Here is a 10331-nt window from a genome sequence, read left to right as displayed (position 1 = left end):
CCACCGGGGCACGAGCCCGGACGCCGCCCCGGCCCCGCTGCGTCGGCATCGGCATGACGGTCGTCAGATTCTCCGTGTCCGGCCCGCGCCGCTCCGCGCCCGGCGGGACCGGGCCCGCCTCGGCCGAGACCGGCACCTCCAGGACGTACGCCTTGCCGCCCGACGAACCGGGCATGTCGTGCGTCTGGAGCACTCCGCCGTGGCGCCGGACGATGCCCCGCACCAGGGGGCCGTGCACCGGGTCGCCGCCCGGGAAGGGGCCACGCACCTCGATGCGGACGACCTCCCCGCGCTGTGCCGCCGCGACGACGATCGTCGAGTCGCCGGAGCCCGCACCCGTGCCGGAGAGAGGGGCCGTCGTGGCGCCCGTGGAGTCGACGCCCGCCACGTCCGCGATCAGATGCGCCAGCGCCTGCGCGAACCGCTCCGCGTCCACCTCGGCCTCGATGGCCGGCGCGTGGACGGCGAACTGCGCGCGGCCCGGGCCGATCAGCTCGACCGCGCCGTCGACGCCCGCCGTGACGACCTCGTCGAGCGCGACCTTCTTCCGGGTGAGCTTGTCCGTTCCCGCGTCCAGCCGCTGATAGGCGAGGACGTTGTCGACGAGGGACCGCATCCGGGCGTATCCGGCGGCGAGATGGTGGAGGATCTGGTTGGCCTCGGGCCACAGCTGGCCCGCCGGGTCGTCGGCCAGGGTGCCGAGTTCGGCGCGGAGCCGGTCGAGCGGGCCGCGCAGCGAGCCGTCGACCAGGTTGAGCAACTGGGCGTGGCGCGCGGCCAGCGCGTCGTAGGGGCGGCGGTCGGTGAAGGTCATTACCGCGCCCACGAGTTGTTCGCCGTCGCGCACCGGCGCGGTCGTGAGGTCGACGGCCACCGGGCGCCCGTCCTTGGCCCACAGCACCTGCCCGCGCACCCGGTGCTTGCGCCCGGAGCGCAGGGTGTCGGCGATGGGCGACTCCTCGTACGGGAAGGGCGTGCCGTCCGCGCGCGAGTGGTGGATCAGGGAGTGGAGCTCACGGCCGCCGAGGTCGCTCGCGCGGTAGCCGAGGATCTGCGCGGCCGAGGGGTTGACGAGGACGACCTTGCCGGCGGTGTCGACGCCGACCACGCCCTCTGCCGCCGCGCGCAGGATCATCTCGGTCTGGCGCTGCGAACGGGCCAGTTCGGCCTCGGTGTCCATGGTGCCGGTCAGGTCGCGGACGACCAGCATGAGGAGCTCGTCCTCGTAGGAGGCGCTCGGCTCGGCGTACGGGGTGCGGCCGTCGAGGTTGGCGCTGGTCACCTCGACGGGGAACTGGGTGCCGTCGGTGCGCCGGGCGATCATGCGGGTGGGCCGGGTGCGGCCGCCGTCCGGATCGTCGCGGGGGGCCCGCAGCCCGCCGGGGATGCGCCGGGAGTCGAACTCCGGGAGCAGGTCGAGCAGACCGCGCCCGACGAGCCCGGTGCCGGGCACCTCGAAGGTCTCCAGCGCGATGTGGTTGGCGTTGACGACCGTGCCGTTGCAGTTGACGAGCAACAGCGCGTCGGGGAGGGCGTCGAGTATGGCTGCGAGGCGAGCAGCGCCTCGGGATGGCCTGCTGCTCACGACGACGCTTCCTCCCTGGTTACCGCACCTTGCCGACCGCTCCGGGCGGTTTTGTACCGCCTGCGGGGCCTGTCATCGAGGGGAAGTCTACGGGCTGCCGTGGTGGGCGCTACTGCGGATGACGGGTGTGCCGGGAGGTTCCGGTAAGGCTCTCCGGGGCGTCTCGGGCAGGCCGGACATGCCCCTCGTGTCCCTCTTCGTGGGGACCTTCCGGTCAGCCCAGAGGCACCCGCGCGGGCGTTTTCTTCGGCGAGCCCTTCGACTCCCCGAACACAGTGGAGAACCGGTTCCAGCGGGCCATCTCGCAGCCGTTCGCCTTGCTGAAGTCCGCGTTCACCGGCCGTCCGGCCCACGTTCCGCTTACGTGCGCGCGATCCGGTCCGCCGTAGACCATCGTGCAGTCCGTTCCCTTGGGTACGGGTGCGAAGAGGTCCTTCCCCCAGGTCGTCTGCCCGTCCAGCTGGTCGCAGGCGTCCTTGGCGCGCGGATGGGTGCCGCCGGCCGGGTGGCAGTAGAGCTCGTATCTGCCGTCGCGGCCGCCGGTGTCGGTCACGGTGATCGTGAGGTGGTCGGCGGAGCGGTCCAGCCCGTCCAGGGGGAGCGGGGCGGCCGAGGCGGCCGGCGCGAGCAGCGCGGGCGCCAGGGCGGCGGCGAGGGCGAGGCGGCGGAGCGGCATTCGGGGGACTCCCGGGGTGTGAGCGAACGCGGGGCCGGGCGGCCGGATCGCCCGGCCGGACCCCTCACCCGCACTAACGCTCCGGAGCGCCCCGCGTTGCGCGCCGCGAACGCCTTTGCCCGAGGCGCCCTTCGCCCGGTACCGTAGGGGTGCGATTGGTGACCGGCCGCAATGTTGTGTCATCATCTGCACGCACCCCTGGCGCACGCGCGAGGGGGGAGGAGGCGTCGCCTAGTCCGGTCTATGGCGCCGCACTGCTAATGCGGTTTGGGCCTTAAAGCCCATCGAGGGTTCAAATCCCTCCGCCTCCGCAGTAACCGGAAGCCCCGGTCGTCCCAGGACGGCCGGGGCTTCCGCGTATCCGGGGCCGTTCTCCCCCGGAACTCTCCCCCGGAACGGAACTCTCCCCCGGAACCGCCCGCAGAACCCACACCCACGATCTTGAAAAATGGCGTTTCCGCAGGTCAGGTGGGTCGCTGGCAATGGATTTCGTCTGACGGCGAGGTTCATGTAATGTTGTCCACGCAACGCCGACCGGCAAGAAAACGCCGGGAAGCCGAGCGCTCGTAGCTTAACGGATAGAGCACTTGACTACGGATCAAGAGGTTGCAGGTTCGAATCCTGCCGAGCGCACTGTCGGGAGATTCGTCTCTCGTCCGTCGCGGGGTGGAGCAGCTCGGTAGCTCGCTGGGCTCATAACCCAGAGGTCGCAGGTTCAAATCCTGTCCCCGCTACTAAGTCCGAAGGCCCGGTACGTTTCGTACCGGGCCTTCGGCGTTCTTTCAGTTCCTCAGCGGCAGGGCCTCGGCCAGCGTGCGCCACTCCGCGCGCGCGAGGGTGTCGCGCCGCGGGTCCCGCTCCGGGGCGAGGACGACCTGGACGGCCAGGTGGTCGGCGCCCGACGCCAGGAACTCGTCGGCCCGGGCCCTGATCGCCTCGGTGTCGCCGAGGGCGAAGAGCGCGTCGACGAGCCGGTCGCTGCCGCCTCCCGCGAAGTCCTCCTCCGTGAAGCCGAGCCGCAGCAGATTGTTGGTGTAGTTGGGCATCGGCAGATAGAAGGACAGGTACGCGCGGGCGGTCTCCCGGGCGCGGGCCACGTCCGGGTCGAGGACGACCTTGAGCTCGGGCGCCAGCACCGCGCCCTCGCCCAGCTTCTCCCGGGCCTGGGCGGTGTGCTCGGCCGTGACGAGATAGGGGATGGCACCCGCCGCGCGCTCCGCCGCCAGCGCCACCATCTTCGGGCCGAGCGCGGCCAGCAGCCGCTGCCCGGCGGGGACCGGGACGGGCGCGTTGTCGAGGGCGGTCAGATAGTCCTTCATCGCCGAGTACGGGCGGGCGTAGCCGGAGGCCAGATGGGCGTGGCTGGCGCCCAGGCCCAGGCGGAAGCGCTCGCGCCGGCCCGGCTCCAGCGCGGCGTACGCGGCGGCGACCTCGTCGGCGGTGTGGTCCCAGATGCTGAGGATGCTGGTGCCGACGGTGGCGCGCTCGGTCGCGGCCAGCAGATGCCCGGCCTGGGCCACGGAGGGGCTGCCGCCGACCCAGAGGGTGCCGTAGCCGAGCTCGTCCAACTCGGCCGCCGCCTCCTGGACTTCGCCGAGCCGGGCGGGGTCGTTCACGCGCAGGGCGACGCTCCAGACGCCGATGGCGCCGAGGGACTCGGCCGCGCCGTTCATGTGGTGATCATTTCCGGATGCCATGGCGACGGCAACCGGAGGTTCCATCCGGATATTCCCGGTCCGATTCTCAGACGATTCACAGAATGCCGAAAGGACGCTCTCACGCGCCCGTTCCACCATCGGCGGCATGACCATCGTCTCGCCCCACGCGCGTACCCAGTCCCGGCACCACGGCGGAAGCGCCGTACGCGTCCTGGTCGTCGGCGCCGAGTCCGCGCTCGCCGACCTCCTCTCCCTCGCGCTGCGCTACGAGGGCTGGGAGGTCCGGACCGCCGCCGACGGCGCCGAAGCCGTCCGCCGCGCCCGGGAGTTCCGGCCGGACGCCGTGGTCCTGGACATGGCGCTCCCCGGCATGGACGCGCTGACGGTGCTGGGGCTGCTGCGGCGCGAACGGCCCGGTGTGCCGGTGCTGTTCCTGGCCGGCGGGGACATGGCCGAGGACCGCGTCGCGGGCCTCACCGCCGGCGGCGACGACCATGTGGCCAAGCCGTTCGGCATGGAGGACGCCGTCGCCCGGCTGCGCGGCCTGCTGCGCCGCTCGCGCGCGGCCGTGCCGCGCGGGGAGTCCGTGCTGACCGTGGGGGACCTGGTCCTCGACGAGGACAGCCGCGAGGTCTCCCGGGACGGTACGGAGATCCACCTCACCGCCACCGAGTTCGAGCTGCTGCGCTTCCTGATGCGCAACCCCCGCCGGGTGCTCAGCAAGCCGCAGATCCTCGACCGCGTCTGGTCGTACGACTTCGGCGGGCGGGCCAACGTCGTCGAGCTCTACATCTCCTATCTGCGCCGGAAGATCGACGCCGGCCGGGCGCCGATGATCCACACCCGGCGCGGCGCCGGCTACCTCATCAAACCGGCGGTGTGACGCCTCGGCGCGGGGCCCCGAAAAATCGCCTTGTACGGCGTAGAGCAGGTCCTGTACGGTGTACGACGCAAGCCAGTCGTACACCGTATAAGGCCATGCGCCGTACAGGGGGGAATCCTTATGACCGCGACCGCGGCGGAAACGCCATCACCCACCACCGGGGCCGACCCGAAGCCGCACCGCAATCCCACGCGGTGGCTGGTGCTGGGCGTCATCTGTCTCGCCCAGCTCACCGTGCTCCTGGACAACACCGTCCTCACGGTCGCGATCCCCTCCCTCACCGAGGAGATGGGCGCCTCGACCGCCGACATCCAGTGGATGATCAACGCCTATTCACTGGTCCAGGCGGGCCTGCTGCTCACCGCGGGCAGCGCGGCCGACCGCTACGGGCGCAAGAAGCTCCTGGCGGCCGGGCTCGCCCTCTTCGGTCTCGGCTCGCTCGCCGCGTCGGTCTCCGGGACCACCGGCCAGCTGATAGCCGCCCGCGCGGGCATGGGCATAGGCGGCGCCCTGCTGATGACGACCACCCTGGCCGTCGTCGTGCAGGTCTTCGACGACGAGGAGCGCCCCAAGGCCATCGGCCTCTGGGGAGCGGTGAGCGCGCTCGGCTTCGCCGGCGGGCCGATCGTCGGCGGCGCCCTGCTCAACCACTTCTGGTGGGGCTCGATCTTCCTGATCAACCTGCCGGTCGCCGTGCTCGGCCTGCTGGCCGTGCTCAAGTGGGTGCCCGAGTCCAAGAACCCCTCGGGCGACCGCCCCGACCTGCTCGGCGCGCTGCTGTCCACGATCGGCATGACCGGCGTCGTCTTCGCCATCATCTCCGGCCCCGCCCACGGCTGGACCTCCGCCCGGGTGCTCACCTCGGCCTTCGTCGGCCTGGTCACCCTGGCCGCCTTCGCCCTGTGGGAGCGCCGCTGCCCGTACCCGATGCTCGACATGCACTTCTTCCGCAACAGCCGCTTCGTCGGCGCGGTCTCGGGCGGCATCCTCGTCGCCTTCGGCATGGGCGGCTCGTTCTTCCTGCTCGGCCAGCACCTGCAACTGGTCCTGCACTACGACCCACTGGAGACCGGTCTGCGCATGACGCCGCTGGCCCTGGTCATCGTCGTCCTCAACTTCACCGGCGTCGGCGCCCGGCTGCTGCCGAAGATCGGCACCCCCGCCGCCATCGCGGGCGGCATGGGCCTGCTCGCCGCCGGTCTGGCCGCCATCGCCACCCTCGGGGCCGACGGCTACGGCGGGATGTTGCTGGGCCTGATCCTCATGGGCGTCGGCATCGCGATCAACATGCCGGCCATGGCCAACGCCATCATGTCCGCCATCCCGCCGGAGAAGGCCGGCGTCGGCGCCGGCGTCAACGGCACGCTCCAGGAGACCGGCAACGGCCTCGGCGTCGCGGTGCTCGGCGCGGTGCTCAACTCCCGCTTCGCCGCGCTGATCCCGGCCGTCGCCACCGGAGCGGGCTCGCTGCCCGAGGCGCTCGGCCACGCCCGTACGGCGGCGGACCGCGCCGCCGTCGAGGACGCCTTCGCCTCCGGCCTGCAGGCCAGTCAGCTGGTCGGCGCGTGCGCGGTGCTCGCGGGCGGCATCCTGGCGGCCTTCCTGCTGCGCCGGGCGGAGAAGCAGGCGGCGTAGTCCGGGCCGTGGGGCGTGGACGTAGCATGCGAGGAGTACTGACCAGTGGAAAGAGAGAGAACCGGCATGGCGAGCGAAGGTCGCGCGGGCGGTTCCCGGGTCAGTGTGTGGCTGGCCGCCAAACCCCGGCGCAAGACCGAGGGCGAGAGCACGCTCGACCTGGAGCGCATCGTCGCCACGACGGTGCGGATGCTCGACACCGAGGGGCTGGCGAAGTTCTCGATGCGGCGCCTCGCGGCCGAGCTGGGCGTGACCGCCATGTCGATCTACTGGTACGTCGACACCAAGGACGACCTCCTGGAGCTCGCCCTCGACCAGGTGAGCGCCGAGTTCGTCCTGCCCGACCCCGCGGACGAGACCGTCGACTGGCATGAGCAGCTGCGCGATCTGGCGGTCCAGTACCGCCGGATCCTCGTCGCCCACCCCTGGGTGTCCCGGCTGCTCGGCCAGTACCTCAACATGGGCCCGCACGCCCTGGCCCTCTCCGAGGCGACGCTGGCCGTCATGCGACGCAGCGGGGTCCCGCCGCACGCCATGACCGGCGCGATCTCGGCGCTCTTCCAGTTCGTGTACGGCTTCGCCTCCGTCGAGGGCATGTACGCGGAGCGCTGCCGGGCGCAGGGGCTGACCGAGGACGAGTACTACCAGCACGTCGTCGAGACCTTCACCAGCCGTGTGGAGTTCACGGACCGGTACCAGGAGGCGACGGAGCTCGTCGAGACCCGGACGGCGGAGCACGGGAGTGTCCGGGAGATGTGGGAGCGGGACTTCTCGGTCGCGCTCGACACGGTGATCGCGGGCATCGAAGTCATGCGCGACCGCTCGCGCGGGGCGACCCGGTCCTGAGAGCCCGGCCCCCACGGGCCTGATGGGTGCCCCTGCGTTTCCGGCTGCCCGCCGTAGGGGTTTCCCGCGCCTGACGGCGCGGTTCTGGCCCACCCCGCCCCCGGCCCACCCACGAACGGATAGGGCCCCGGCGAGGTGGCGCGCGTCAGGCCGTCCCCTGCCTGAAAAACCGCGCGCCCCCGCCGGGGCCGTGGGCCCGGGGACCGTCCATGCCGTTCCGGTCCGTCCGGGCGACCGGCCGACGAAGGCGGCGCGCTCCGCTCATGGCGCGCGCCCCCGTCGGCCGGGGTTCGTCAGCCGGCCTTCCCGGCCGGCTCGGAGGCGGCGGTCGCCGCCCCGGGCGTGCCCTTCAGCGCGACCTCCTTGATGAAGAGCGTCACGATGAAGGCGATCAGCGCACACGGCGCCGCGTAGAGGAAGACATCCGCGATGCCGTGCCCGTACGCGCTCTCGAAGACCGTGCGGAGCGGCGCCGGCAGCGTCTTGAGGTCCGGGATGCCACCGCCGCCCGTACCGCCGTGGCCCATGGCCGCCGCGCCCTTCGGGCCGAGCGCGGTGAGCCCGTCCTTGACGTAGTCCGGCACCCGCGACGCGAGGACGGCGCCCAGCGCGGAGACACCGACCGCACCGCCCAGGGAGCGGAAGAAGGTGACGACGGAGCTGGCGGCCCCGAGGTCCTTCGGCTCGACCTGGTTCTGCGCGGCGAGCACGAGGTTCTGCATCATCATGCCGATGCCGAGACCGGTCAGCGCCATGTAGATCGCGAGGTGCCAGTACGGGGTGTCGTAGCGCATCGTGCCCAGCAGGCCCAGGCCCGCGGTGAGCAGCACACCACCGGTCAGCAGCCAGGACTTCCAGCGGCCGGTCTTGGTGATGATCTGGCCGGAGACGGTCGACGAGACGAACAGACCGCCGATCATCGGGATCGTCAGCACACCGGACATCGTCGGCGACTCGCCGCGCGCCAGCTGGAAGTACTGCGAGAAGAAGACCGTGCCGGCGAACATCGCCACACCCACGAAGAGGCTCGCGAGCGAGGACAGGGCGATGGTCTTGTTGCGGAACAGCCGCAGCGGAATGATCGGCTCGCTGGCCTTCGACTCCGTGAGGAGGAAGAGCGCGGCGAGCAGGATCGAGCCGCTGACCATCACACCGGTCTGCCAGGAGATCCAGTCGTAGTCCTTGCCCTTGCCGGCCCGGGTGACCCAGATCAGCAGCAGGGTGACGGACGCGGTGATGAAGAAGGCGCCCAGCCAGTCGACCTTGACGTTCCGCTTGACGACGGGCAGCTTCAGCGTCTTCTGGAGGACGATCAGCGCGATGATCGCGAACGGTACGCCCACGTAGAAGCACCAGCGCCAGCCGAGCCAGCTGGTGTCGGTGATGACGCCGCCGAGCAGCGGGCCGCCGACGGTCGCCACGGCGAAGGTCGCGCCGAGGTAGCCGCTGTAACGGCCGCGCTCCCGCGGGGAGATCATCGCGGCCATGACGATCTGGGCCAGGGCGGACAGGCCGCCCACGCCTATGCCCTGGATGACGCGGCAGGCGATGAGCATGCCGGTGTTCTGCGACAGACCGGCCACGACCGAGCCCGCCACATAGATCACCAGCGCCAGCTGGACCAGCAGCTTCTTGCTGAAGAGGTCGGAGAGCTTGCCCCAGAGCGGGGTGGACGCGGTCATCGCCAGGAGCGAGGCCGTGACGACCCAGGTGTAGGAGGACTGGCTGCCGTGGAGGTCGTGGATGATCTCGGGCAGCGCGTTGGAGACGATCGTCGAGGAGAGGATCGCGACGAACATGCCGAGCAGCAGCCCGGAGAGGGCCTCCATGATCTGGCGGTGCGTCATGGGCGCCGCGTCGGCGGGGGCTCCGGACTGCGCCGGGGCTCCTGAGGCGTCCCGCACACCTGCCGGTGAGGACTTGGCCATGGACTTCCTTTCTCGCTTGGTGGTCAGACGGGTGTACGGGTGGTGGAGTCGGCGCCGGACGGGGCGCCGGAGTGGTGGTACGGCCGTGTCCGGCAGTCGCCGAAGCTGTCGCGGAGCCGCTTCATCAGGCCGATGAGGTGGCCGACGTCGTCGTCGGACCAGTCCTGGAGGGCGTGGGCGAGTGCGTCGGTGTAGCGCGCGGAGACCTCGTCGAGCAGCTCGGCGCCGCTGGCGGTGAGGCTCAGCAGCCGGGACCGCTTGTCGAGCGGGTCGGGCTGCCGGTCGAGCCAGCCGCGCTCGGCGGCGTAGGCGACGTGCCGGCTGGTCACCGAGGCGTCGATGGACAGCAGCTCGCCGAGGCGGCTCATCCGCATCTCGCCGTGCTGCTTCAGCAGGGTGAGCATGATGGCCGTGGCCGGGGAGCAGTCCTGCGGCAGGGCGCGGCTCAGGCCGCGCTTGACCGCGCCGATGGCGCTCAGTTGGCGCGCCAGCTCCTCGTACTGCTTCTGTGCGGCCATGGGCCTCGGCTCCCGGGTGCCACTCGCTCGGTTAGGTTGCTCTGGGCAACCATAGGGAAGATTGGTTGCTGAAGGCAAATGAAAAATGGGATTATCGGGTAAAAGGAGATCCAAGGGTTCTTCGGGTGGGCGTAAAGGGGCGGCCCGCCGGGCGCGGCGGCAAGGGCTTTCGCTAGGGTCCCGCCCATGGCCAACCCTCAGCAGAACCCCGGTGGCGAGTACGACCCCGCGGGCAGCACGCAGATGTTCCGAGCGTTCGTGGCCGACGAGAGCGCTCCCGCGCCGGTGCCGAGTGCCGGCGCCGTGCCTGGTGGAGGACGGGCGGCGGCCCGCCGGGCGAAGTCCTCCGGACCGGGTGCCGGACTGATCGTCGGCGTGATCGTCGCGATCGTGCTGGTCGCAGGCGCGGCCTGGCTGGCGCTGAGCTGATTTTTTTTCCGGGGGCTCAGCCCCCGGTCCCCCGGACCCCTGGGCTCATGTCCACTCCGCCCTGACCTCCCGCGTCTCGATCCGCACCCCCGGCGGGACCCGCCATTCGGCCACGCACACCTTCCAGGTGTCCTCCGCCCTGCCGCCCGGGGCGATCGGGGACGGGAGGGGGT

Annotated in this window: 9 protein-coding genes and 3 tRNA genes; 7 read left to right on the top strand and 5 right to left on the bottom strand. The window is 71.4% G+C overall.

Features of this window, described 5'->3' with window-relative positions; translation table 11 throughout:
* Together K6I33_RS24695 and K6I33_RS24690 are read right to left on the bottom strand one after the other, a co-directional pair.
* The coding region (locus K6I33_RS24695; protein WP_229356719.1) for a PAS domain-containing protein at positions 1 to 1585 on the bottom strand (1585 nt) is incomplete at its 3' end.
* Between the two features lie 214 nt (positions 1586 to 1799).
* The gene (locus K6I33_RS24690; protein ID WP_229356718.1) at positions 1800 to 2261 is read right to left on the bottom strand and encodes an SSI family serine proteinase inhibitor; all 462 of its coding nucleotides are present in this window, start codon (positions 2259 to 2261) and stop codon (positions 1800 to 1802) included.
* A 220-nt stretch (positions 2262 to 2481) separates the two neighbouring features.
* Between K6I33_RS24690 and K6I33_RS24685 the strand changes: the two genes are divergently transcribed.
* The 3 genes from K6I33_RS24685 (at position 2482) to K6I33_RS24675 (ending at position 2995) form a co-directional block, all read left to right on the top strand.
* Positions 2482 to 2572: transfer RNA gene (locus K6I33_RS24685), tRNA-Ser, on the top strand.
* Between the two features lie 249 nt (positions 2573 to 2821).
* Positions 2822 to 2894 (top strand) — tRNA-Arg (locus tag K6I33_RS24680).
* Between the two features lie 27 nt (positions 2895 to 2921).
* Positions 2922 to 2995 (top strand) — tRNA-Met (locus K6I33_RS24675).
* Positions 2996 to 3043: 48 nt separating this feature from the next.
* On the opposite strand, the gene K6I33_RS24670 is transcribed toward K6I33_RS24675, so the two are convergent.
* The gene (locus tag K6I33_RS24670; protein WP_229356717.1) at positions 3044 to 3934 is read right to left on the bottom strand and encodes a TIGR03620 family F420-dependent LLM class oxidoreductase; all 891 of its coding nucleotides are present in this window, start codon (positions 3932 to 3934) and stop codon (positions 3044 to 3046) included.
* 130 nt (positions 3935 to 4064) lie between these two features.
* Here K6I33_RS24670 and K6I33_RS24665 point away from each other — a divergent pair, with 130 nt between their 5' ends.
* The 3 genes from K6I33_RS24665 (at position 4065) to K6I33_RS24655 (ending at position 7283) form a co-directional block, all read left to right on the top strand.
* Positions 4065 to 4802, top strand: a complete 738-nt coding sequence (locus tag K6I33_RS24665) for a response regulator transcription factor (protein WP_229356716.1) — start codon at positions 4065 to 4067, stop codon at positions 4800 to 4802.
* A gap of 120 nt (positions 4803 to 4922) precedes the next feature.
* On the top strand, positions 4923 to 6437 hold the full coding sequence (locus K6I33_RS24660) for an MFS transporter (protein ID WP_229356715.1): 1515 nt from the start codon (positions 4923 to 4925) through the stop codon (positions 6435 to 6437).
* Positions 6438 to 6503: 66 nt separating this feature from the next.
* Positions 6504 to 7283, top strand: a complete 780-nt coding sequence (locus tag K6I33_RS24655; protein ID WP_229356714.1) for a TetR/AcrR family transcriptional regulator — start codon at positions 6504 to 6506, stop codon at positions 7281 to 7283.
* A gap of 293 nt (positions 7284 to 7576) precedes the next feature.
* On the opposite strand, the gene K6I33_RS24650 is transcribed toward K6I33_RS24655, so the two are convergent.
* Positions 7577 to 9211 carry an MDR family MFS transporter gene (locus tag K6I33_RS24650; RefSeq protein ID WP_229356713.1) on the bottom strand — a complete coding sequence of 545 codons (1635 nt, stop codon included), beginning with the start codon at positions 9209 to 9211 and terminating at the stop codon, positions 7577 to 7579.
* Positions 9212 to 9234: 23 nt separating this feature from the next.
* Positions 9235 to 9729 (bottom strand): MarR family winged helix-turn-helix transcriptional regulator, encoded by a 495-nt coding sequence (locus tag K6I33_RS24645; RefSeq protein WP_229356712.1) that lies wholly within the window; start codon positions 9727 to 9729, stop codon positions 9235 to 9237.
* A 186-nt stretch (positions 9730 to 9915) separates the two neighbouring features.
* Here K6I33_RS24645 and K6I33_RS24640 point away from each other — a divergent pair, with 186 nt between their 5' ends.
* Positions 9916 to 10158: a hypothetical protein gene (locus K6I33_RS24640; RefSeq protein WP_229356711.1), complete on the top strand. Its 243-nt coding sequence runs from the start codon at positions 9916 to 9918 to the stop codon at positions 10156 to 10158.
* Positions 10159 to 10331: the final 173 nt, after the last annotated feature.

The sequence above is a fragment of the Streptomyces sp. UNOB3_S3 genome (genome assembly GCF_020740895.1).
Classification (GTDB): domain Bacteria; phylum Actinomycetota; class Actinomycetes; order Streptomycetales; family Streptomycetaceae; genus Streptomyces.
The sequence above is the reverse complement of the archived record's forward strand: the minus strand, read 5'-3'. Positions and strand labels throughout refer to the sequence as shown.

What these genes read in the sequence shown, in the direction of transcription:
- K6I33_RS24655 (WP_229356714.1), top strand. Translation starts at nt 6,504, where the DNA reads ATGGCGAGCGAAGGTCGCGCGGGCGGTTCCCGGGTCAGTGTGTGGCTG.
- K6I33_RS24660 (WP_229356715.1), top strand. Translation starts at nt 4,923, where the DNA reads ATGACCGCGACCGCGGCGGAAACGCCATCACCCACCACCGGGGCCGAC.
- K6I33_RS24665 (WP_229356716.1), top strand. Translation starts at nt 4,065, where the DNA reads ATGACCATCGTCTCGCCCCACGCGCGTACCCAGTCCCGGCACCACGGC.
- K6I33_RS24670 (WP_229356717.1), bottom strand. Translation starts at nt 3,934, where the DNA reads ATGAACGGCGCGGCCGAGTCCCTCGGCGCCATCGGCGTCTGGAGCGTC.
- K6I33_RS24690 (WP_229356718.1), bottom strand. Translation starts at nt 2,261, where the DNA reads ATGCCGCTCCGCCGCCTCGCCCTCGCCGCCGCCCTGGCGCCCGCGCTG.
- K6I33_RS24640 (WP_229356711.1), top strand. Translation starts at nt 9,916, where the DNA reads ATGGCCAACCCTCAGCAGAACCCCGGTGGCGAGTACGACCCCGCGGGC.
- K6I33_RS24645 (WP_229356712.1), bottom strand. Translation starts at nt 9,729, where the DNA reads ATGGCCGCACAGAAGCAGTACGAGGAGCTGGCGCGCCAACTGAGCGCC.
- K6I33_RS24650 (WP_229356713.1), bottom strand. Translation starts at nt 9,211, where the DNA reads ATGGCCAAGTCCTCACCGGCAGGTGTGCGGGACGCCTCAGGAGCCCCG.